Source organism: Marinobacterium sp. xm-m-383 (genome assembly GCF_013283255.1).
Lineage (GTDB): Bacteria > Pseudomonadota > Gammaproteobacteria > Pseudomonadales > Balneatricaceae > Marinobacterium_E.
The window spans coordinates 224,255-247,829 of the sequence record NZ_WBYT01000002.1 but is presented as its reverse complement, the minus strand read 5'-3'; the positions used below and the strand labels follow the sequence as shown (position 1 = coordinate 247,829).

Sequence of the window (23,575 nt, the reverse complement as noted above, 5' to 3'; positions counted from 1 at the left end):
TAATTTTTGTGCTTAATTTGTCTACTGGAGGCATCCCCGATGATTTCAGAATCGGTTGTGGAACTATCGCGTTGGCAGTTTGCTATTACCGCGATGTATCACTTTCTATTTGTACCACTGACCCTCGGTCTATCCTTCCTGCTGGCCATCATGGAATCTGTCTATGTCATGACCGGCAAGCAGATCTACCGCGATATGACCAAATTCTGGGGTAAGTTGTTCGGTATTAACTTCGCGCTAGGTGTGACCACCGGTTTGACCATGGAGTTCCAATTTGGAACCAACTGGGCCTACTACTCGCACTACGTGGGCGACGTCTTTGGTGCACCGCTGGCGATTGAAGGTCTGGTAGCCTTCTTCCTTGAATCCACTATGATCGGCCTGTTCTTCTTCGGTTGGGATCGCCTGAGCAAGGTACAGCACCTTGCTGTGACCTGGTTGGTCGCACTGGGCTCTAACTTCTCTGCGTTGTGGATTTTGATCGCCAACGGTTGGATGCAGAACCCTGTTGGGGCCTACTTCAACTTTGAAACCATGCGCATGGAGATGGACAGCTTCGCGGAAGTCCTGCTAAACCCAGTGGCGCAGGTTAAGTTTGTTCACACTGTCTCTGCAGGTTATGTAACGGGCGCTATCTTCGTTCTAGCCGTCAGCAGCTACTTCATGCTGCGTAACCGTGACATTCCATTTGCACGTCGTTCATTCGCGATCGCTTCAGCCTTCGGTTTAGCCTCTGCGATCTCTGTCATCGTGTTAGGTGACGAATCTGGCTACGAAGTGGGCGAAGTGCAGAAGGTTAAATTGGCAGCGATCGAGGCGGAGTGGGATACACACCCAGCACCTGCAGCCTTTACCGTTGTCGGCCTTCCCAATGAAGAGACCATGACAACTGACTACGCTCTGAAAATTCCGGGCGCCTTGGGTCTAATTGCAACCCGCTCCTTGGATGAGGAGGTTACCGGTATTAAAGATCTAGTGGCTCATGCTGAAGATCGCATTCGCAACGGCATTGTCGCTTATGGCCTTCTAGAGAAACTGCGTAACGGTGAAGACACTCCTGAAAATCGTGCTGCGTTCTCTAAAGTCAGCGTTGATCTGGGCTACGGTCTGCTGTTGAAGCGTTACACGCAGGCGGTTGTTGACGCGACCGAAGAGCAGATCAAACTGGCGGCTCGGGACACCATTCCACAGGTGGCTCCGATGTTCTGGACCTTCCGTGTCATGGTCGGTGCAGGCTTTACGATGCTGCTTCTATTTGTCCTAGCCTTCTACTACACCGCTAAGCGTAAGGCTTACCAGACACGTTGGTTGCAGTGGTTCGCACTGCTCTCTCTACCGCTTCCTTGGATTGCCAGTGAGATGGGTTGGTTCGTTGCTGAATTTGGCCGTCAACCTTGGGCGATCGGTGAAATTCTTCCGACCTATGTCGCAACCTCTCACCTAACTGAGACGGATCTGTGGATGAGCTTGGCGGGCTTTATTGGACTCTACACTCTGTTCTTGGTCATCGAGATCTACCTGATGGTGAAATACATCCGCAAAGGCCCAAGCGCCTTGCAGACTGGCCGTTACCACTTTGAACAGAACACAGCGACTCAAGGAGCTTAATGATGTTTGATTACGAAACGCTTCGACTTGTTTGGTGGCTGCTGGTTGGTGTACTGCTGATTGGTTTTGCCATTGCAGACGGCATGGATTTGGGTACTGCTATGATGATCCCTGTATTGGGTAAAACGGACACTGAGCGCCGCGTCATCATCAATACCATCGGGCCTCACTGGGACGGTAACCAGGTGTGGTTAATCACTGCCGGTGGTGCCATCTTTGCCGCTTGGCCACTGGTTTACGCAACAGCATTCTCTGGCTTCTACTGGGCCATGCTACTGGTACTGTTCGCACTATTCTTCCGTCCTGTCGGATTTGAGTACCGCTCTAAGAAGGACTCTGTCGCTTGGCGTCGCAACTGGGACTATGCACTGGCAGTGGGCTCGTTTGTTCCATCACTGGTCTTTGGTGTGGCATTCGGCAACCTATTCTTAGGCGTGCCCTTCTACTTTGACGAGTTTACCCGCCCAATCTACACCGGTTCTTTCTGGGCTCTGTTGAACCCATTCGCCATTGTCTGTGGCCTAGCCAGCGTGGTAATGCTTGCTCTGCAGGGTGCAACTTGGTTGCAGATGCGTGCCGGCGGTGAGGTTCAAGGCCGCGCTCAAACTATGGCAACTCTGCTAGGTCCGGTTCTAACGGTACTCTTAGCGGTTGCGGGTGCATGGTTGTACTACGGTATTCCTGGTTACGAAATCAGCTCTACTGTCGTGGGTGATGCTCCTTCTAACCCGTTGAGCAAAACCGTAACGACCACTGACAACTGGTTCGGTAACTACACCGATTACCCAATCCTTTGGACATTGGTAGCGGCATCTGTGGCACTCCCTCTGCTAACAAGCTTAATGGCTAAAGCGGGTAAAAGTGGTTTTGCCTTTACGTTGAGCTCACTGGCGATCGCAGCGATCATTCTTATGACCGGTTTCACCCTATTCCCATTCGTGATGCCTTCATCGACTGATCTAGCCAGCGCTCTAACGCTGTGGGATGCGACGTCGAGTGAACTGACACTTGAGATCATGTTCTGGGTGGCTCTGTTCTTTGTACCGATCATTTTGGGTTACACCTTCTGGGGCTACTACAAAATGTGGCGTCGAATTGAACCTGAGTTCATCGAACAAAACAGCGTTTCAAACTACTAGGAGATTAAGAAGATGTGGTATTTTGCTTGGATCCTTGGCGTACTCCTAGCCTGCAGCTTCGGCATCATCAACGCGATGTGGTTGGATGCTGAAGAGGAGCAGCGCGCAGACGATTAATCTGTACGCTCTAGCTGTACGTAATCAAGGGGCTTTCGAGCCCCTTTTTTTGTAAACCTTAGTGAGTGTTAAGTTGGCCAGACAACGAAAATCCAACCCGACCGCAATCCTCGATCAGCACCAGTTTGATCTGAAGGGTTCCATGCGCCTGTCGCTGCTATTGGGCGTGATTCAAACGCTTTGTACTATTGGATTCGCCTACTGGGTCGCTCTGTTGATCGATCAGGTATTAACTCAGGGCAGCTTAGATCACAGCCCGCTTCTTTTGGTCGCTGCGGCCTTCCTCATTCTTGCCGTTAAAGCGGCTGCATCACTCTGGCAATCGACTATCAATCTGCGCAACTCAGTCACCATCCGCGATCGCTTGCGAGAGCAGATTCTTAGCCTCAGTTTTAAAACTGGGATTTCGCTCTTCCCTGCTTTCAAGCCGGCACAACTGGCCAACCTGCTGACCAGTGAAGTCGACAAGCTCAAAGAGTATTACGCAGAGTTTAAGATTCAAAAGCAGATGGCTGTATGGACTCCCGTTTTGATTCTAATTGCCGCTAGCTTTGTGAACTGGTTAGTGCCGCTGATTTTGTTGCTGACCACGCCTTTGATTCCGATCTTTATGATCATTGTCGGTAATAAAGCGGGGGAAGCGTCACGCAACAACTTAGAGCAGCTCAATCGGTTGGGCCATCTACTTGAAGATCGCCTTCGCAACGTTGATCTGCTTCAGCAAGAGAGAGCCGTCGGTAAAGAGACCGAGGCGTTGCACCATCAGTCGGATCAGTTCCGTATTAGCACGATGAAAGTTCTGCGTTTGGCGTTTCTGTCCGGTACGCTGTTGGAGTTTTTTGCTGCAATCAGCGTGGCACTGGTCGCAGTCTATTTAGGACTCTTCTTTTTAGATAAATACTCTCTCGGTGCTTGGGGAACCGACATCAGTTTTGCTGAGGGTGCCTTTCTATTGATGCTAGCGCCCGAATACTACTTACCTCTGCGTAAGATGGGCGCGCTATACCACGCAAAATCGAACGCACGGGCTGTCGCCGAGCAAATTGAGCAACTCAAACAGGCCGCTGAACCGTCAAGTGTAGGTAGTGAAGCTTCACAAGCAGGCTCTTTTAAAGCATCGATAAAAATCGAAGGCTTAGTATCAGGTAGTGATCAAGCCATTCATAAACCAGTCTCTGTGGAGCTTAAAGCCGGTGAATCACTTCTGATTGAAGCACCTTCAGGCACAGGAAAAACGAGCTTACTCGATACCCTAGCAGGGCTTCGTCCCCCACTATCTGGGGCCGTATCTGCTGACGAAATAACAATCGAACCCTACAACAACCCTCACTGGCAGCAGACCATTGGATACATAACCCAGCACCCAGAACTGATCTATGGTTCGTTAAGGGAGAACCTCTGCTTAGGTAAGAGTTACTCTGATGATGACATTTGGGCTGCCCTACGATCGGCTCAATTAGAAACCGTCGTTAAGCAACTTCCACAGGGTTTGGACTACTTCATAACCGACTCTGGACACTTTCTATCGGGAGGTCAGACACAACGTCTTTCGATTGCGCGAGCGCTTCTGCATCGACCTAAACTACTGCTTCTTGATGAACCTATAGCGAACTTAGATGTCGATACAGCCGAGTTGTTTATGAGTGCGTTACAACAGTATGTTGAACAGGGTGGCATGATCATCATGGCCAGCCATCGTACCAATCAGTTTACCTTCACCCAACAGCTTACTTTAACTAAGGCGGAGGTAGAGGCATGAAACGACACTACTGGTCTCTACTGCTAGCAGAGCGAGGCGTCTTTCTACTCGGCTTAACCCTTTCCATTGTGACAGCCTTTGCCGGTATTGCTCTATTGGCAGTCTCTGGTTGGTTTATCAGTGCTGCAGCCATAGCGGGCGTTACGGCAGCCGCCGCTCATGCATTTAACTTTTTTACTCCCGGTGCCATTGTTCGTGGCCTCTCCATTGCGCGTACGGCTGGTCGCTACGGAGAGCGATTGGCCAACCACGAAGCAACCTTTAGGCTCATATCGACACTAAGACGAGATATTTTCTCTCGACTGGCCAACAGCCAAAACATCAGTGCACGGATGAATCGACACGACAGTGCGAGTCAGATGCTGCAGGATATTCAAAACATTGAGGGGATCCATCTGCATTCGCTCGTGCCTGCCATTACCGCTCTCTTTTCAGCGCTTGGGTTTATTCTGGTTACGGCTCTGTTTCTACCCGATCTTGCGATAGCAAGCCTGCCATTAATCCTATTAGCTTTGATCGGAATTCCTTGGCTCTATGCTAAAGCGGTTCTGGAGCCCGAGTCTGAGCTGCATCTGAGTCGAAATGCACTCTGGTCACGCGCCAGCGGTATCTTCTCAAGCTTGCGCCTGCTCACCCTGTCGCAGCAGCTTGAACATGAGGGCAATAGGTTGCGCCAGCAGAGCCGACAGTCGGATCTATTCGAACTCCAAGCCCTAAAGCGCCAGCAACTCATCAACCTTCTATCGCAATTGATTAATTTATCTTTGGTCGGCTTAACACTGCTCATGGCTCTGCAGGCCTATCTCACGGGTGAACTGGCCGGCGCATTAATCTTTATGTTGCTGCTGTTATCTCTCGGAACCATTGAGGTCTTTGCCGCTGCAAATGGAGCCATCTCGCACCTTCTGTTAGGCCAACGCGCTTTAAGTCGCTTAGGCAAAAGTAGTAAAAATCAGCAAAACTTCGAAGAAAAACGCACTATATGCATAGAAAAGCCCTATTTTGGTATCTCAATCAAAGAGCTCTCATACGCTTATGAGGGGAGTGCACAGAGCGTCTTCGAAGCGCGATCTGTTGAGTTTAATCAGCTAGGTTTAAACTGGATTGCCGGACAGAGTGGCCGCGGTAAAACCACACTACTTCGATTAATTGCTGGCGAACTTGAGCTACAGCAGGGCAGCCTGATCGTTGAAGGTACCGCCTTATCTCAAATCGCTTATCTACCTCAACGAGTACAGATTGTTCGCTCTACACTGCGTCACAACCTAGACTTCACTGGCCAACGAAGCGACGAAGAGATTATCAGTGCACTGCAAACAGTAGAGCTAGGCGAATGGGTCGAATCACTACCCAAGCAACTCGACACTTGGATTGGTCCTGGTGAATGGGAGCCATCTGGCGGTGAGTTAAAACGCATTGGTTTGGCGCGTCTGCTTCTGAAACAGGCTGACATCCTGCTGTTAGATGAGCCCTTCGCTGGAATGGATGCTGAGCTTCAATCCACCATCGTCAATTCGCTACGAGATCTTTGGCAACATAAGCTGGTTATTCTGGTGTCACATGATCTTGAGCAACGAGCTTCGCAGGACGCCTTACACCAGCTGTAGAGAGACATTGTTATGAAAACCCCTATTACACTCCTCACAGGCTTTTTAGGCAGTGGAAAAACCACACTACTGAATTACTTAATTAATCAGCCTGAACTATCAGATACTCTGGTTATCATTAATGAGTTTGGTGAAATCGCCTTGGATCATCTGTTGGTGGCTGAGAGCAACGAGAATGTCTTGATGGAGATGGACAGCGGGTGCATGTGTTGCACCGTGCGGGGTGATCTGGTCAACACGCTTCACGAAGTAACCGCACAAATTTCAGAGCCTGAGGGTCGACAATTCAAGCGCATCATCATTGAGACAACTGGGTTGGCAGACCCTGCTCCCATCATTCACACTCTGATGACCGATCGCTGGATTGCTGAAGCCTATCAATTAGATGGTGTTGTCACGACGGTCGATCTGGCTACGGGGTCACACACCTTAGATCAGCATAAAGAGTCCGTAAAACAGGCTGCTTTGGCAGACCTGCTGCTACTCACCAAAGGGGATATGACCGATAAAGTGGCAAAAGAGGCGTTAATCAGCCGACTTACCCAAATCAATCCCAGTGCGCGTAAGCTTGAGGTGGCCAGCGGTAAAGCAGACCCTAATCAGCTGCTCAACCTAGGATTGTTCACTACTGAGGGCAAACTAACCGATGTAGAGGCCTGGTTAAAAGAGGAGGCTTATTCTGAACAACATGATCACCACCATGACCATGATTGCCATCAGCATGGCTGCGATCATGATCATGCCAAACGTCATGGTGACAACATCGAATCCTTCTGCCTGACCGTTGAAAAGCCGATTAGCAAAGAAGCGCTTCAAGATTGGATGCAGTTATTAATGAGTCTAGTCGGCAGCAACATCCTACGTATCAAAGGCCTACTAAATATTGAAGGCGTTGCAGAACCCCTAGTCATTCATGGGGTACAGCAACTGTTTCACCCACCCGTTCCTCTACCAGCCTGGCCAAACGATGATCAGCGAACACGATTAGTGTTTATCACGCAAAACGTCAGCAAAGAGTTTATCGAGAACACGTTTAAGGAGCTGATTGATATTGCGGAGCCGTAAAGTAAAAACCCCATGAAATAACGACATTTCATGGGGTTTTTCAGTTAATCGCGACCTCTTCGAGATCGCTCCTACTGTTTATACTGCAGGTTCTACCACTAACTCTGGGTGGCGAAGCATGTTGTTTGTAAGGCGGACAATCGCATAAATCGTCGCGGCCTGAATCAAGAACATAACCCCGATACCCAACCAGTAGACTAAGCCAAACTTAGCGACAATGCCGTTGCCGACAATCGCAACGTGCCACCAGAAAAGGTTCAGCACAAAGAAGGCAACACCTGGGCAGACCAGACCAAAGGCAACTGGGCTGTGCTCACCTCCGTGCAGATACTTGTCTAGGTAACCATTCAACTTCATGACACGGTACCCAACCATCAAGATCACGGCTTGCAGGGCAACCATCAACGTCATCATTTGGAAGTTATCGCCAGCATCCAATGCACCACCGGTTAGGTGAGCAATGCCATGTTCCATACGTAACCACTCAATACCGAGCAGTGTCACAATCGGTACCAACATCCAAAGACTTGGCGTCGCTTGCTCTTGTAGACCATGCTGCATCATCGCATTGACGCCCGACACCAAAACGACCAGAACAACCAACACTGCGGCGATTAAGAACAGGTAAGAGAACACCGCGGCAATTGTAATAACAGCGGGAATGTGTGACATCGCTGCAGGCGCCGCAAAGCCGACCGATAGCATCGAAAAGGTAAAGGCCGCCATCAAAGGTGAAAGGTGGTTGTGCTCTTCACTGCGGTAACCCCCCTGCGTCAACATGCGACCCAAGTAACGTCCGTACATTTTTAGCGCGTAGTAACCGATGATCAAAAAGGCGATCAGCGCGCCGGGGAACATCCACTCAATAATCGTCCATAGACCCGGAACAAATAGCGCACCCGATACAAACATCACGTTCACTGTCATGGAGAAGGTCAGAGGCAAGGCCATCATTTGAACTTCAGCTGGTGAGTTCAAAATCCTCTCGTGGGCGTCAGTGCCTTTAACTGCGTTGTATTCGCGAATATTCCAAACCAACAGCGCAATGTGCAACAAGCCAAAAATAACGACACCGGCAATAGCAAAACCGATAATCAATGGCATTGGAATACCACTGGCAATGTCAGCACTCCAGGCACTCGTCCAGTGGTCCCAAGTTGGCATAGGGTAACCCTTATGCGGAACCATCCACATTAGGTACATAAAAAATGCCACTGACATACCGCCAGCGCCAAGTGCAGCTAAGAAAAAGCTAGGATGCCAAGGCTGAGTTGAGTCTCTTCTAAACATGGGAGATCTCCTAATTAGTTAAACCATAATGTATTAGATTTTTCTAATATAATAGAATTCAAATATATTAGAAACGTCTAATATGAATATTAATTATCCCCTTTTGATTTATCGCAAAAGCCTATAAATCCGGTTGCGGATTCTCAATGCGACGATCACTGCATGAATAGATACTGCTCGCCAAGCTGGTCGAGATGACTCGACCATTGAGCGGGGAGGTACTCCCCAAAACGTATCGTCTTCAAGGGGAATTATTCAATGGAGATGCTAGGACTCTATCCAGTCTGGTTTGAGCCGACACTCGGTTCAGGTTGGATCATCGGTATCATTGCGACCATACACGTTCTGTTTTCACACACATCTGTGGGTGCAGCACTGGTCTTCTCTTACCTTGCGGTGGTCGCTTACCGTAAGAACCGCCCAGAGCTTCTCGACTACATTCGTCGTTACGGCCTGTTTCTTTTGGTCTTCTCTTATGTCTTAGGTTCGATTACCGGACCAGGCATCTGGTTCTCAACTACGGTCGGCAGTCCGCGTGGTATCTCTGCACTGATTCATAGCTTTGTCTGGAAGTGGGCAACCGAGTGGGTCTTCTTTGTCATCGAGGTCATCGGTGTCTACATGATCGTCTACTTGGTGAATAAGGTGGATCAGAAAACACACCTGCGCATCAGTATCATCTTTGGCCTAGCCTCTTACACCACCATGCTAATCATTATCGGTATTCTGTCGTTCATGCTGATGCCTGGTAATGAAAACTGGTACACCGAAGGCGGTTACTTGAACGGTTTCTATGGCGCCAACACCTTTGCGCAATTGGCTATGCGAACGGCGTTTATGTTCACCATGACAGCGGTAGTCGGAGGCATTGTTGCCTCTTCAATTAAAGATATCGATTTCCGCAAAGAGATGGTTCGTCGTCTGGCGATTCTAGGTTTGGTTGCGACTGCAGCCGGTCTTGGTCTATTCAAATGGTACCTATCAACGATTCCAGCGACCGCTGAATTGGTGATGGAGAATCGTCTACCGGAGTACTTCACACCCGCTCTAATCTCTGTAATGGGCGGCATCATGGCCTACTTCGCAGCCACTCTGGCCGCACCAAAGCTGCTAAAACCAGCCATTGCGGGCGTCATGACGGTCGTCATTTTGGTGTTCGGACTTTGGCCAGAAGAGGTTGCGCGTGAGTCGATTCGTAAGCCTTATGTTGCAGGTGGATACGTCTACTCTAACCAGGTTATTGGTCGTGATGTTCCGGGGCTTGGTATTCACAGTGAGATCCCGACCATTGAAGAGCATGGCTTCACTAACGCTCTAATCTTCCTTCCCGAAGAGCTTCGCACGGTGACTGATTCTAATAAAGAGGCGGTTGGTCAAGCTCTGGCGTTGAACACCTGTTCAAACTGTCACTCACTGACCGATACAGGGATTCGCCCACTGGCAAATTACTTTGGTGACGACTCAAGCGAGTCGGATATTGCGGCCTACCTAAGAGCTGCACTGTCGAGTGGTACAACGCTCTACATGCCACAAATTCCACTTCAACAAGATGAAGCAGTGGCCTTGGCTAGCTTTATTCGTCAGTTGAAAGATCAATCTATTGCTGTCGCGGCTGATCAGGGTAATCCGATCACTGTGTCTCAGTCTCACTAAGGAGTATCACGATGAATGTAGACTCTTTATACGCACTTCGTGATGTGGCCGGGGTTCCCTCACATCCGATTCTATTTTTAGTGTTAGGTGTCGTCACCTTTGCACTTCATATGTTTGCGGTTCACGTTATGTTGGGCGGTGCAGCGCTGACTATTCGTGGTGCATTAAGCCAAGACAGTTACTGGCGTCAGCTTGCTAATGCCATGCTATCGACCGCAAAAATTGCGGTGTCGGTTGCTGTGGTTATCGGCGTTGCGCCACTACTGTTTGTGCAGGTGATCTATGATCCTTTCTGGTACACCTCTAATGTGCTGTCCGCTTGGTGGGTTATTGGATTCATTATCATACTGTCAGTCGCTTATCTGTTGATCTACCTCTTCTACTTTAAAAATGAAGATCTGACGCAGAATAAGACGAAATGTCCTGGCAGCATGATTCTATCGCTCGCACTGTTCATTGTTGTGGGTCTGATTATGCACACCCTAACCAACCAGATGCTCTCCCCTGATCAGTGGATGGAGTGGTATGCACCGCAGGGGCAGATCGATGCCAGCGGTACTCAGCTTCACTCAATCAACTGGGCGCGTTTCATCTTTATGATTGCTCTAGCAGCACCGGTAACCGGCGCATGGCTTTACGGCTACCGCCACTACATCAGCGTTCGTCCTGGTAGCGACTCGGGTTACCTTGAGTTTGTTCATAATCTGGCGCGTAAACTGCTTGCTCAAGGCTCTGTGGTATCGATTCTTATTGGTGCAATCTGGATGGTTAGCCTGCCAGAGAACCAAATTGAGTTTTTAACCAACCCGATGCTCTACATCACAGCCCTAGCATTGATCGCTTTAGCGATGGTGCCGACTCTGTTTGGCAGCAAAATTAACAACGGCTACACCGCCTACTGGTTAGTAGCGGTCGCCTTTGTAGTGATCGCACTGGTCGCGGTTGATCGTGAAATCATTCGCTGGGTTGCCCTAGTCGTTGAGTCTGGCTACAACCCAATGGACTACCCAATTAACATGGATTGGTACAGCACCATTCTGTTCTTCGCGACTTTCGCAGTTGTCGGTGGCATGGCCTGCACCTACCTAATCACGGTTGCATGGCAGGCGGGACAAACAGAAGGCACCTACACACCATCTGTGGCTATCTCTCGCCTGGGTAACTGGACCATTTACATCATCTTAATCTGGATCGTGCACTACTTTGCCGTCGGATTCTGGGTATGGGCACAGTAAGGAGATGACGATGAAAAAAGTAATGATTTTAAGCGCCCTACTCCTATCCACTTCAGCTTTTGCCGATGAGCGAGCGGAAATTATGGCGAACCCCTGCGCTGTGTGCCACGGCACCAATGGACAGGTTGAAAATTCAGCGTTCATGCCGTTAGCAGGAATGAGTGCCGAGACCTTTGTTAAAACCATGTTGGATTTCCGGACAGGTGAACGCGACTCTACTCTGATGAGAGGTCTTGCTCTTGCATACAGTGACGATGAGATCGCAGCAATGGGTAAATACTTTGAATCACTTGAAGTTGGAGGTGAACAATGATTTCACGTAGAGACTTCCTTGGCATGGCTTTGACTGCTGGTGCAGCAGGTCTGCTGCCACTAAATGCGCACGCTGCAACCGGTAAAGTTGTCGTTATTGGTGGCGGTGTCGGCGGTGCAACCTTCGCTAAATATATGAAGATGAAGGCACCTCAAATTGAGGTCACCATAATTGAGCAAAATCCAATTTACATTCGCCCGTACGGATCCTCTGAAGTGCTCAATGGACACATTGATATGTCTGATCTCGAGGTCAGCTATGATGCTTTAAGAATCAAATACGGCGTCAACGTTGTGATCGATAAAGCAGTTGGACTGGATGCCGATAAACGCATTGTCACAACCACTTCGGGAGCAAACTTCCCATATGATCGTTTAGTTGTCTCACCTGGTATAGAGCTGCTGTACGAGCGCCTAGACGGCTATTCTCGGGAGATAGCAGAGACTAAAGCACCTTCTGGCTGGATTCCGGGATCACAGACTGCTCTGTTACGTGACCAGATCAAAAACATGCGTCAGGGTGGCACCTTTCTGATCGTAGCTCCGCCTAACCCTTATCGTTGTCCACCTGGGCCATATGAGCGAGGCGCGCTGGTTGCAGAGTGGATGCAGAAATACAATCCAACCGGAAAAGTAATCATTACCGATCCAAAAAATGATTTCGTAACGGGCCCTGACATGCGTCTGGGCTGGAACCGAATGTATGGTTACAACGTCCCTGAAGATCTTCAAGCGGGTATGCCAACACTCAAACAGCACAGTGAAGCTGGCATGATCGATTGGATTCGTGAAGTTGACGGTGGTCGACCACTGTCGATTGACGCAGCAAAGATGCAAGTTGAAACAGAGCAAGGCTTCATTAAAGCTGATGTCATCAATGTTGTGCCGCCGATGAAAGCGGGCAAGATTGCCACAACTTTCGGACTAACCGATCAATCAGGATGGTGCCCCGTAGACCCTTATACTTTTGAATCTAAGCTAGTGGCCAATATCCACGTGCTAGGGGATTCAGCATCCGCTAGCCCTCTCCCTAAATCTGGCTTTGCAGCCAACAATGAGGCCAAAGTCGCAGCGTATGCCATCATCAATCTATTTGCAGGGCGTCCAGTTGAGGAGCCCTCTTGGGAAAACACCTGTTACGCACTAGCCGGTAAAGATTATGGATTCATGGTAATCGGCGTCTACGGAATGCGTGATGGAAAGATAGCTAACCTGCCGAGACCTGGTTTCCAAACACTGGATGTCAGTGAGACAAAACATCGTCTTGCTGCTGTTTACCAGCAAGCATGGATGAAATCCTTCACGGAGGACTCTTTCGCATGAAAAAGTTAATACTTTCAGGCCTTCTTTTAGCAGCCACAACAAGTTATGCATCAGATCAGGTCACACAAGCAACTGAGTGGACTTCTCATTCGCTTCGCTTGGCAACAAGCTCAAGACCTACTGGTGATATATCTCGTGGTAAGGCGCTGAATGACTCTTTGATGTGCAGCTCCTGTCACGGTAAAGAGGGACTGCCACCGACTAACCGTTGGCCAGCCGTTGCAGGACAGTTGGAGAGCTACACCTACAAGATGCTTTTGGACTATCAGTCCGGCGCGCGAAGCGAGGATAACCGAGCTAACATCATGACGGCCGTCGCTGACCTAATGTCAGAACAGGATATGTCAGATGTTGCAGCCTACTACGCATCGCTACCAGCACCGACCCTAGCGCAACAGTCAGCACCGGCACTGGTAACCGAGGGTGATAAAGATCGACTGATTACTGCCTGTGCCTCTTGTCATGGTCTAAGTGGCCAAGGTGGTATTAAGGGAACCCCTGCTATTGCGGGCCAAACTGCCGAGACTTTGAAGCGTGCGTTAGAGATGTATCGCAGTGGTGATCGTGACTCTGATCTCTATTCTGTCATGCGACAAGCAAGTCAAAGACTCACAAGTAGTGAAATTGACTCATTAGCCAACTATTATAGTGGAACTAATTAACTATAAGAGCGTTGAGTATGGGAACACTGGTTGGTCAAGGGCACTGTTTAACCTGCCCGATTAGGCCGTCGAGTCTGTTTGGATGTCTAAAAGAGTCCGAGCTTTCGCTGATTGAAGATTTTCAGACGCGTGTCATTAAATTTGAGACGGGCGACATTATCTACAACGAGGGCGAGAGTCTCGGACTGATCTACACTCTTCGAGCCGGCCATATCAAACTGACTAAATTCAACAATGAGGGCAATGCTCAGATTGTTCGCTTAGTTCGTCCTGGCGATCTCTTTGGCTATGAAAAGCTGATCAGCAGTGGCACCTATATGCACACAGCCGAGGCGCTGGAACCGATCGAGCTCTGCCAGCTTTCGGTTGAGAAGTTGAACCACCTGCGTGATCAGAGTGGCGCCATCAACCAAGCCATTATTGAACGTGCACTGCAGCAGGTGATGAAAACAGAAGATCACCTAACCCAGGTAGGTCTACTCAAATCCAAACCTCGTTTGGCTTGGTTCCTGCTTCAATGGGTGGGTGAGACTGCAGAAGCGGTCAGCTTCCCGATCAGTCGAAGAGATCTCGCTCAGTATCTCGGCTTAACCATCGAGACCATTTCACGCCATACCGCGGAGTGGAAACGCCAAGGCATTATTAGCGAATCAAAGAACTTGTTAACGATATCTGACAGAGATGCTCTGCAGGAAATAGCGAACAGCTAAAGGAGTTCCAATGAAGACAGCACAAGATCTAGTCATGGCCGCAAAGGCGACCATTAAAGAGGTCAGCGTTTCGGATGCCGATGGTGCCATTCACGACGCTGAGATCGTTATTGATGTGCGTGAACCGGCCGAATATGAACAGGGCCACCTAAGTGGCGCTATCAATATTCCGCGTGGTCTTCTCGAGTTTAAAATTGGCGGTATGCCTGCTCTGGAGTCGCGTGACACCAACATCGTAATCTACTGTAAGACCAGTGGTCGTGCTGCTCTTGCCGCTGCATCTCTTGCCGAGATGGGCTACCTGAATGTCACATCCATTGCCGGCGGTTACGACGGCTGGGTAGAGGCAGGCAAACCGGTTGTGACTCAGAATCTTCCTGAATTCGGTTAATCCTAAGATACACAGTCTAAAGAATATCCAAGAAACAAAAACGGCGCTCCTTGAGCGCCGTTTTTGTTAGTCAGTGACTGACTAAGGTTTGTAAGCGGCGTTTTGTTGCCAGCCGATGAAGCCTGACTGCAGAACGACAACATTTTCGCGACCAGCGACACGCAGAGCAAACGTAGCCTGTGCTGATAATGAACCAGTATTACAGAACAGAATCACCTTGCCAGACTCTGGAATTTCGTCGATGCGATCCAACACCTGACGCCACTCAATGTTGATAGCACCCGGAATAGTGGCTTCTGCGAACTGCTCTGCATCACGCGTATCGATGAAGGTTGATGCTTCAAATACGACTTGATCAATCTGCTGAGGGACCATAATACCCGACTCATACTCTTGGAAAGCCATGTAGTCGTTCATCGCTTCAATCGCCTCTTCGTTGGCAACCGCAGCCGATATATTAAATGTGAATAAAACCGTAACCAACGAGGTCATTAAGGCACGCATCATTAAACCCTACTCTTAAAATTATCAATTGGCTGCATTGTAACGACACAACCTGTAAAACTCAGTGATTCATTTAGACTCTTTTGCCACAAATAAAAGTCTCTCTATAACGTTAGTGCATCAGGCTGATGGACAGAGCGTCTTGGCTGACAAATTAATCACCGCTTCACAACCTGGGTCCTTGGCATGGAAACTAGCCCGCACTCGATAGTCACCTTCCGCAACCGTCCACATACCTGTTTTGATATCAAAGTATGCAAAACGACGAAGAGGTAGATGAAATGTTAGATCAGCACTCTCTCCAGCTTTCAGTTCCAGCTTCTCAAAGTCGGCCAACTCGAGTTCTGGACGTTCAATGTCAGAGTTAACTTCACCACAGTAAATCTGAACAACGGTCTGACCCTGTCGCTGACCAATATTGTTAACACTCACCTTCAGTTCGACATAATCATTAGCCACCTTTCGACAACTTAGATTTTCGAGTTGGTAATCACTGTAACTGAGGCCAAATCCGAAGGGGAATAGCGGCTCAATCTTGTTGGCCTGATAGTGACGATAGCCGATAAACACGCCTTCACGATAAAGCACATGGCCGTCTCGTCCAGGGTAGACCAGTGGGTCATCGGTGTAGGTAGGATTATCTTCCAACTTGACTGGGAAGGTCTGAGGCAAACGGCCGGAGGGATCTTGTTTGCCGAACAAAACATCGGCAATCGCATTGCCACACTCCTGTCCTGGGTACCAAGCCTGCAATATGCCAGATACTTGATCTACCCAAGGCATTTCAACCGGTCCACCCGTTTGCAATACCACTAGGGTGTTAGGGTTAGCACTGGCCACGGCTGCGACCAACTCATCCTGACGTCCAGGGAGTTTAATGCCTTCAAGGTCACTTCCTTCCGTATCCCATTGACCGGATCGACCAACAAACAGGATGGCTACTTCGGCACTTTTTGCTAGTTCTACCGCAGCTTGTATTGCCTCATCCCCTAAGGGTTTTGATAGACCAAAGCGCCAAGCGGCAAGGTCGAGATTGTCCGTATCCTTGGTAGCAAACTCCATCTCAAGGGTATAGGTTTTACCTTCCTCGAATCGATAACTGGCAACGACCTCATCACATCCCTCCTCGAAGAAGGTTCGACCTTTCTGCCAGTGATCCCACACATTGATCACCAACTCGCCATTCACATAGAACTTGGCAAGGCCTGCACTGTGAAGGCCAATATTAAAATCGCCCGTCACCGTTGCTATATAATCAACACTCGCTCGCAGAGAAAATGCGTGTTGATCGACCAGTCCATTCGCAACAGGGGGCAGAATGAAACTCTGGCTCTCATCAACCTCTTCAGTGAAAACCACCTCACCCGAAATATCTCGATTAGCGAAGTAATCGACTCGTATCTTTTGGTTGACCAGGGGCTCCCAGCGATGATTAGTACACCCCTGTGCATAATGAATAGCATCGCCACCCAGAAGGTTGGTTAATCCCTGCATAGGTGAAACTGAATAGTGGGGATTAAGCATCGAGGAGCCACCGCCCATGATCTGAGCCTCGATGGCATTAGGCCCAATTACCGCAACGCTCTTTAGGTCAGTAGACAGGGGTAGCAAGCCAGTGTTCTTAAGCAGCACACTAGCCTCAACACCGGCACGTCTGATCAGCTGCTGGTGTTCAGAGCGATTATCGGCAATCTCTTTGAACGGCGAAGCATCATTAATAGCACCGCAACGCTCCATCAACTGAACCATGTTAACGGCCAGCTGACGAACCTGTTCAACAGGCACTTCACCGCGATCCACGGCGTTGAGCAATGTGTCACCGCGGTCTCGGGTTGGCCCTGGCATCTCTAAATCTAAACCCGCATTAATGGTTGGTGCCGTTGTTCTAGAACCAAACCAATCGGACATCACAATGCCGTCATAGCCCCACTCGTTGCGAAGAATTTCTGTCAATAACCAGTGATTTTCGGCGGCATAGGTACCATTAATCTTGTTGTATGAGCCCATAATAGCCCAAGTACCCGCCTCTTTAATGGCAGCTTCAAAGGGGCGAAGGTAGATCTCGCGCAGTGTGCGCTCATCAATATCGGAACTGACCGTTGTGCGCTCAATTTCAGATTCATTTCCGATGAAATGCTTGGGTGTGGCAGCAACCCCTGCGCTTTGAAGCCCTCGGATGTATGAGACCGCCAGTGCAGCGGTTAGCTCAGGATCTTCTGAATAGCACTCAAAGTTACGGCCATTAGTCACAGATCGTTGAATATTGATGGTCGGACCAAGCAGCACGTGTGCCGATTTAGATTTAACTTCATCAGCAATAGCGCCACCCACCTTCGCAAGCAGGGCTCGGTTCCAGGTTGCGCCTAAGGCAATACCAACGGGGAAGCAGGCTGCCGTCACACCGCCAAATAGAGAACCACCACCACGTGCACCATTAGGTCCATCAGTGACACGCAGCTTATGGATTCCTAGTCTAGGGATAGCATTAACTGACCAAACATCTTCACCGGACAGTAGAGAGATTTGCTCTCTCAAACTCATCGAATCAACCAGTACCTCAGCCGTCTGTCGGTCAGCCATCACCTCTCCCTTTTATTTATTGGTTTTACCCTTTTAAACGTCGTGCAAAACGTTTCTCAATAGCGGTGATCATAGCGCCCGCAACATCCTTACCGGAAGCCCCCTCAATACCCTCTAAACCTGGGGATGAGTTAACCTCCAATAGAAGAGGGCCTTTGCGAGAACGGATGATATCAACACCCGCCACCTTCAGACCTAGGGTTTTAGCCGCTTTAATCGCTAGCTTGCGCTCTTCTGCTGAAATGCGAACCGAAGAGGCCGAACCGCCTTGGTGTATGTTTGCACGGAACTCGCCTGGTGCCGCAGTACGCATAATCGAAGCGACTACTTTGCCGTCAATGACAAAACAGCGTAGATCTTTGCCATCCGCCTCTTTGACAAACTCTTGTACCAACAAGTTAGCTCGAAGCGCTTTAAACGCGTTGATTACCGACTCAGCTGCTTTACCCGTTTCGGCCAACACAACTCCACGACCTTGCGAGCCTTCGAGTAGCTTTACGATCAAAGGTGCACCGCCGACCATCTCAATCAGGTCATTGGTATCCATCGGTGAATTGGCAAAGCCTGTTGTAGGAATATCCAAACCCGACTTCTGCAGCAGTTGCAGCGAGAAGAGTTTGTCACGCGAACTTGTGATCGCCTCTGCCGTATTCTGAACATAGACGCCAAGACTCTCAAAGTGACGAGCCAGTGCACAGCCATAAAACGTCATTGAAGGTCTAATTCTAGGAATGATGGCATCAAAATCGTTCAGGATAGCGCCACCACGGTAGTGAACCTCTGGATTATCAGCATCCATCTTCATGTAACACTGTTTGATGTTCAAGAAGACCATCTCATGTCCGCGCGCCTCACCCGCCTCAATCAAACGACGGTTTGAGTAGAGATCCGGATTGCTAGCCAACACACCAATTTTCAGAGCAGTGCGTGCCGTTGGGTTCACACCGTACATCTGATTACACTCAGTAATGGTGCGCTCACCCTGCAGACAGCTGCCTTCAGGATCAACGATCATGCGACCTGACATTGCCTCACGACCCAGCAGCATTCTGTAACCCATAGAGTCGCGGTTAGTGAGTGTTAACTCAGCCTCGAACGTTTGATCTGCCAAGGTAATATTGGTTTTTACAACGTAACGTCTCTCCGCTGTTCCGCTTGATGACTTTACAGTACGGCGATCAACCACCTGAGCTTCACAACGAACCACTAGCTCATCATTTTTCTGCAGAGGGTGGATCTCGAAAGAGACCCAAGTGTCTCGATTACGAGTGAATTTACGAATGTTAAACGCATGCAGTGATGAGGTTTTCGCCCCCGAATCGACACGAGCTTTAACAGCGGGTAGGCCCAATAGAGGAAGGCCACACCACTCCTCAGAACCAACGATCAGTTTGTCCATAATGTTCTCCATTTAATGGGGCGAACCATAGCTCATAAATCCCCAATCACGTAGCTTTTTATAGCGACGATTGGTGAAAAATACTCAGCCTTTATCTGTATATTTTTTAGCCATATTTAATACCACTTTCAAAAAATAGGCCTATATTGAAGGAGATAGAGTTAAGTTACTGAATTCAGGAGTTGTAAATTGCGACGTAGGCAATTTATTAAAAACGCTGCGGGTATTGCTCTGCCTGCTGCAATTGGGGGCTTCCCTGCGATTTTAAAAGCAGAGAATGCTCGCCCGACCATTCGTGTCATGGGAACTCACGTTACCCTGCAGGAAGAGCTACGTCTGCGTGCCGAAAAAGAGCTCGGGATTAATATTCAGTTCTACCCAGGCGGTAGTGCTGAAGTACTCATGCGTGCAACAACCAACCCCTCCTCATTTGATCTGTATGAGCAGTGGTCAAACTCCATAAGAGTTCTATGGAATGCCGGTGCGATTCAATCAATCGATACAAAACGAATTCAGTACTGGAATGAGATCAACAACCTCTCGAAAACCGGTCAGATTTCAGAGGACGCCAAGATCGGCCGCGGCGATGCACCACACCGTATTCTCTATGTACAGAAGGATAAAACTTTAGGCCGTGAGCCTAGCCAAAACGTTAGTTTCCTACCCTATGTGCACAACACCGACTCCTTTGGCTATGACTCACGCTACATTGATGTTGGCAAACCCTACATCACAGAGAGCTGGGGCTGGCTCTTAAACGATAACTATTCCGGTAAGGTCGCCATTGTGAACGAACCTACGATCGGCATATTTGATTTAGCCTTAGCCGCTCAAGCTAAAGGACTTATGACCTTTAATGACATAGGTAACATGAGTATCAGTGAGATCGATCAGCTGTTTGAGATCGCAATAGATTATAAAAAACGCGGCCACTTCAGGGGGGTATGGTCATCCGTCCCCCACTCCGTCGAGTTGATGGCGAACAACGAAGTCATCATTGAGAGCATGTTCAGTCCTGGTGCTTCTGCACTCCAAGGGCAAGGGATCCCGTGCATTTACGCTGCGCCGAAAGAGGGCTATCGAGCATGGCATGGGGTCATGTGTCTCTCTAGCCAAACGCAGGGTGAGCAAGAAGATGCAGCTTACCAATTTATGAATTGGTGGTTATCGGGTTACCCAGGAGCCTTTATTGCAAGACAGGGGTATTACATCTCCAACCCAGAACGCTCTAAACAGTTTATGAGTCCAGAGGAGTGGGACTATTGGTACGCGGGCAAACCCGCCGCTACATCGCTAAAAGGGACAGATGGCTCGATTTCAGTAGCAGAAGGTTCCATAAGAACGGGCGGATCCTACGAACAACGCTTCAGTAATGTTGCCGTTTGGAACAGTGTCATGGACACCTATGACTATACACTGCCCAAATGGAAAGAATTTGTGCTGAGTTAGGGGATTTGAATGCCTGCTCAAAGAGTTCCTTTTACCACTCGAATTTATACCGGTTATTTTTTAATGGGGCTGATTACCCTTGCGCTGGGGATTATTGCTTTTATCGGGCTCACAACCCTTAACAAACAGTTTGATCAACAAAACGATCTATCGAGCAATTTAAAACATGCAACGCAATTAGGTTTTCATGCAGCCGAGATGCAGAGCCGCGCTGAAACCTTTTTAAGAGTTGGTCAGACCCAAGCAGCCGACTCTGTCGACATTGCCTACCGATCTGCACTGTACGAGCTATCAACGCTCTCGTCATTAGAGAGCGAAACAGCCAAACCGATCATAAAACGAGTGGATGAACATCTTCATACTTTTCAAAAGGCGTTTAAGGCAGCTAAAACTCAGCGATCGCGCCGACAACAGCTTGTAAAGACAACACTTCCCAGTGTCACGAATAGTTGGGGCGCTCTAATCGAAGCCTATCAAAAGCAGACCATATCGGCCGGCTCTTTAGCGATTAGCAACAATATTTGGCGAGACCTATTAATCATCGAAAAACACATGGGGCAATATTTTGAGTCACTCAACCCAGCCGAGCTGGAACTGGTGGATGAGTACTATCAACACGTAATGGGGTTGATAGAAGATCTCTACATTCTAGAGAGCTACCCCCCACAAATCACCCGTTTAGATATCATCCATGACTCATTGGCTCGTGGTTACTCAACATTCAATGAGGGTGTTCAAACCACCCGAAACTATCTCTTTTTAATTAATGTTGTCATGGCGGCCGAGAGTTATGAAATTAAATATCTTTCTGAGAAATTAACTCAAGAGTTCAGGCAGGCCCTAAGCAGCACTCAAGAACAATCTTCAAGCATAGTCAGTTCTTTATCACAGCAGCTAATTGCACTCTGCATTCTCTTCATCTTGATGACGGTCATTATCGGAATGGTCGTCGGCAGAAGTATAGAGAGACCCATTGCCAGACTGAGAGAGATTTTTGATCGACTATCCAATGGCGAGCGAAAAGTACCCATCCCAACTTACCACTCTAAAGACGAGATAGCGGCCCTGGCTGTTTCAGCAGAGGCATTTAGGGAGGCCAACGAAAACACACAGAAGTTGCTCGATAAGTACCAAGAGCTCAGTTCGCAACTCGATGAGAAGGTCAAACAACGAACCAAAGAGCTCGAGAAAGCGAATCACCGATTAAAAGATCTATCAGTAAAAGATGGACTTACGCAGATCTATAACCGACGCTTCCTCGATGCAAGCTTGGTCGAAAACTTTAATCGTGCCCGACGCAGCGCCCTTCCACTATCGGTTATTATCTTAGATATCGATTACTTCAAAGCGTACAACGATACCTACGGCCATCAGGCGGGCGATACCTGTATTCAACGTGTCACCCAAGCGATGAGTCATATATTTCATCGCTCTACTGATACCGTCGCTCGTTACGGTGGAGAAGAGTTTGTTGCTCTCCTTTTCGACACGCCTGCACCAGCGGCACAAGCGCTTGCTGAAAAACTGCGTAAAGAGATTGAATCGAAAAACATTCCGCATCGTGCATCACCCATTGGTTGTGTCACGGTGAGTTTGGGCTGTTGCACCTGGACACCTGATACAGAATTCATGAGTGGCGAAGAGCTTTTAAATCAGGCAGACAAAGCGCTGTATCGATCTAAAGATAGCGGGCGAAACCAATTAGGCATCTGTTCTACAAAACCGCCATCAGAAGGGAGTAGCTGAGTATTCCTGCTAGTAATGAGTAGAGTAGGCTTCGCGTCCAAGCGCCAACCAACAAGGTTAAACACGCAGCGATCAGTCGAGTCGGCTCTAACTCTCCGCTGCTGCTACTTAACACCATAGGCATAGCTATACCCGGCAAAATAGCCACCGATGTATAGCCCAAAGCTCGCTCAACCGGTTTGGGAAGTTGACGATCACCAATTAGCCCTAAGAAAGAGAAACGAATCGCAAAGCTGCCCAGACTTAAGCCCGCTATGATCATCCAAACATACAGATCAGAGTGAATCATACAGCCTCCTTCGAACGGCGCTTTTCAAGCCAAACTTCCGATAGATAGCCCACCGCCAACGCCATGACTCCGGCCACCAAAAGTCCTGAACTGAATGGGAAATCTGCAAATAACAAGGTAAACAGGACTGAGGTAAATGCTGCAAGTAGGTGTGGAATACTTCTTAAAAGTGGTGCAACCAAGGCTAAAAAGGTGACGGGGACCGCAAATTCTAGCCCTAATTCGGATGGAATTTGATTGCCCACCACCGCTCCAAGATAAGTGCCGAGATACCATAGAGAGGAGACCGGAATCGCAACCCCAAAAAAGACACCTAACCGCTCATCCAACGAAAGGTTGGGGTTTTTATTGTGCTCTAGCGCTGTCACAGCGTATGACTGATCAAAAATCCAATAGCTTGCTAGGACTCTCTGCCAGAGTTTCGCTTTCCCAATCAGTGGCACTAGGGCAGCTGAGTACATGCCCATCCTCAGGTTCACCGCAAGCGAGGTGGCTAGAATAATGACGGTAGGGGCATTCTCCTCCATAAGTGTCACGGCTGTAATTTGCGCAGCGCCTGCTAAGACCGCAAAGCTAAACCCCATCACTTGAAGCACATTTAAACCTGCTTCTGTGGCTAAAAGCCCAAACAGTGTGCCAAATGGAACCATGACGATATAGAAAGGGAGCGACGAGATAAAACCACGCCTAGCGCCTTGCCAAAATAGCTTATTACGACCAAACAACAGAGGTTTCCT

Annotated in this window: 21 protein-coding genes and 1 pseudogene; 15 read left to right on the top strand and 7 right to left on the bottom strand. The window is 48.9% G+C overall.

The features are described 5' to 3' along the window. The first annotated feature begins 39 nt into the window (after positions 1-39). The 6 genes from XMM383_RS04860 (at position 40) to XMM383_RS04835 (ending at position 7,295) form a co-directional block, all read left to right on the top strand. Entirely contained in the window at positions 40-1,608 is a 1,569-nt protein-coding gene (locus tag XMM383_RS04860) for a cytochrome ubiquinol oxidase subunit I (RefSeq protein ID WP_173481940.1), read from the top strand. Positions 1,609-1,610: 2 nt separating this feature from the next. After that, entirely contained in the window at positions 1,611-2,747 is a 1,137-nt protein-coding gene (cydB, locus tag XMM383_RS04855) for a cytochrome d ubiquinol oxidase subunit II (RefSeq protein ID WP_173481939.1), read from the top strand. Positions 2,748-2,759: 12 nt separating this feature from the next. Beyond that, positions 2,760-2,864: a cytochrome bd-I oxidase subunit CydX gene (cydX, locus tag XMM383_RS04850; protein ID WP_173481938.1), complete on the top strand. Its 105-nt coding sequence runs from the start codon at positions 2,760-2,762 to the stop codon at positions 2,862-2,864. A gap of 73 nt (positions 2,865-2,937) precedes the next feature. After that, a complete protein-coding gene (gene cydD / locus XMM383_RS04845; RefSeq protein WP_173495337.1) occupies positions 2,938-4,623 on the top strand; it encodes a thiol reductant ABC exporter subunit CydD in 1,686 nt (561 codons plus the stop codon). Then, positions 4,620-6,230 (top strand): amino acid ABC transporter ATP-binding/permease protein, encoded by a 1,611-nt coding sequence (locus XMM383_RS04840; protein ID WP_173494617.1) that lies wholly within the window; start codon positions 4,620-4,622, stop codon positions 6,228-6,230. Before cydD ends, XMM383_RS04840 begins: the two co-directional genes overlap by 4 nt. A gap of 12 nt (positions 6,231-6,242) precedes the next feature. Then, positions 6,243-7,295 carry a GTP-binding protein gene (locus tag XMM383_RS04835; RefSeq protein WP_173481935.1) on the top strand — a complete coding sequence of 351 codons (1,053 nt, stop codon included), beginning with the start codon at positions 6,243-6,245 and terminating at the stop codon, positions 7,293-7,295. Between the two features lie 78 nt (positions 7,296-7,373). On the opposite strand, the gene XMM383_RS04830 is transcribed toward XMM383_RS04835, so the two are convergent. Then, positions 7,374-8,585, bottom strand: coding sequence for a hypothetical protein (locus XMM383_RS04830; protein ID WP_173482606.1), 1,212 nt, complete (start codon positions 8,583-8,585; stop codon positions 7,374-7,376). A 258-nt stretch (positions 8,586-8,843) separates the two neighbouring features. On the opposite strand from XMM383_RS04830, the gene XMM383_RS04825 reads away from it, so the two are divergent. Genes XMM383_RS04825 through XMM383_RS04795 form a run of 7 tightly spaced genes read left to right on the top strand, consistent with a single transcriptional unit; the run spans position 8,844 to position 14,871 of the window. After that, positions 8,844-10,238 (top strand): cytochrome ubiquinol oxidase subunit I, encoded by a 1,395-nt coding sequence (locus XMM383_RS04825; RefSeq protein WP_173481933.1) that lies wholly within the window; start codon positions 8,844-8,846, stop codon positions 10,236-10,238. Between the two features lie 11 nt (positions 10,239-10,249). Continuing rightward, positions 10,250-11,473: a hypothetical protein gene (locus XMM383_RS04820; protein ID WP_173481932.1), complete on the top strand. Its 1,224-nt coding sequence runs from the start codon at positions 10,250-10,252 to the stop codon at positions 11,471-11,473. A 10-nt stretch (positions 11,474-11,483) separates the two neighbouring features. Beyond that, positions 11,484-11,786, top strand: coding sequence for a cytochrome C (locus XMM383_RS04815; protein ID WP_173481931.1), 303 nt, complete (start codon positions 11,484-11,486; stop codon positions 11,784-11,786). Next, positions 11,783-13,108, top strand: a complete 1,326-nt coding sequence (locus tag XMM383_RS04810; protein ID WP_217363590.1) for an FAD/NAD(P)-binding oxidoreductase — start codon at positions 11,783-11,785, stop codon at positions 13,106-13,108. Before XMM383_RS04815 ends, XMM383_RS04810 begins: the two co-directional genes overlap by 4 nt. After that, entirely contained in the window at positions 13,105-13,770 is a 666-nt protein-coding gene (locus tag XMM383_RS04805) for a cytochrome c (protein WP_173494616.1), read from the top strand. Before XMM383_RS04810 ends, XMM383_RS04805 begins: the two co-directional genes overlap by 4 nt. Before the next feature lie 17 nt (positions 13,771-13,787). Further along, positions 13,788-14,480: a Crp/Fnr family transcriptional regulator gene (locus XMM383_RS04800; RefSeq protein WP_173481929.1), complete on the top strand. Its 693-nt coding sequence runs from the start codon at positions 13,788-13,790 to the stop codon at positions 14,478-14,480. Positions 14,481-14,490: 10 nt separating this feature from the next. Continuing rightward, a complete protein-coding gene (locus XMM383_RS04795) occupies positions 14,491-14,871 on the top strand; it encodes a rhodanese-like domain-containing protein (RefSeq protein ID WP_173484132.1) in 381 nt (126 codons plus the stop codon). Between the two features lie 81 nt (positions 14,872-14,952). Here XMM383_RS04795 and XMM383_RS04790 read toward each other — a convergent pair whose 3' ends face one another. The 4 genes and pseudogenes from XMM383_RS04790 to XMM383_RS11635 form a co-directional block, all read right to left on the bottom strand. After that, positions 14,953-15,378 (bottom strand): rhodanese-like domain-containing protein, encoded by a 426-nt coding sequence (locus XMM383_RS04790; protein ID WP_173484133.1) that lies wholly within the window; start codon positions 15,376-15,378, stop codon positions 14,953-14,955. A gap of 117 nt (positions 15,379-15,495) precedes the next feature. After that, entirely contained in the window at positions 15,496-17,955 is a 2,460-nt protein-coding gene (locus XMM383_RS04785; RefSeq protein WP_173494615.1) for a glycoside hydrolase family 3 protein, read from the bottom strand. 25 nt (positions 17,956-17,980) lie between these two features. Beyond that, positions 17,981-18,874 carry a 30S ribosomal protein S6--L-glutamate ligase gene (rimK, locus tag XMM383_RS11640; protein WP_217362114.1) on the bottom strand — a complete coding sequence of 298 codons (894 nt, stop codon included), beginning with the start codon at positions 18,872-18,874 and terminating at the stop codon, positions 17,981-17,983. A gap of 75 nt (positions 18,875-18,949) precedes the next feature. Then, positions 18,950-19,354: pseudogene (locus XMM383_RS11635) on the bottom strand (ATP-dependent zinc protease); the annotation flags it as partial. Positions 19,355-19,543: 189 nt separating this feature from the next. Here XMM383_RS11635 and XMM383_RS04775 point away from each other — a divergent pair. Together XMM383_RS04775 and XMM383_RS04770 are read left to right on the top strand one after the other, a co-directional pair. Further along, entirely contained in the window at positions 19,544-20,803 is a 1,260-nt protein-coding gene (locus XMM383_RS04775; RefSeq protein WP_254443078.1) for a PotD/PotF family extracellular solute-binding protein, read from the top strand. Positions 20,804-20,812: 9 nt separating this feature from the next. Then, complete coding sequence (locus tag XMM383_RS04770) at positions 20,813-22,549, top strand: diguanylate cyclase (RefSeq protein ID WP_173484135.1); 1,737 nt, start codon at positions 20,813-20,815, stop codon at positions 22,547-22,549. On the opposite strand, the gene XMM383_RS04765 is transcribed toward XMM383_RS04770, so the two are convergent. Further along, complete coding sequence (locus XMM383_RS04765) at positions 22,518-22,838, bottom strand: AzlD domain-containing protein (RefSeq protein WP_173484136.1); 321 nt, start codon at positions 22,836-22,838, stop codon at positions 22,518-22,520. The two genes, XMM383_RS04770 and XMM383_RS04765, sit on opposite strands and share 32 nt — an antisense overlap. Further along, on the bottom strand, positions 22,835-23,563 hold the full coding sequence (locus XMM383_RS04760; protein WP_217362110.1) for an AzlC family ABC transporter permease: 729 nt from the start codon (positions 23,561-23,563) through the stop codon (positions 22,835-22,837). The genes XMM383_RS04765 and XMM383_RS04760 overlap by 4 nt, the downstream gene beginning before the upstream one ends. Between the last annotated feature and the right edge of the window lie 12 nt (positions 23,564-23,575).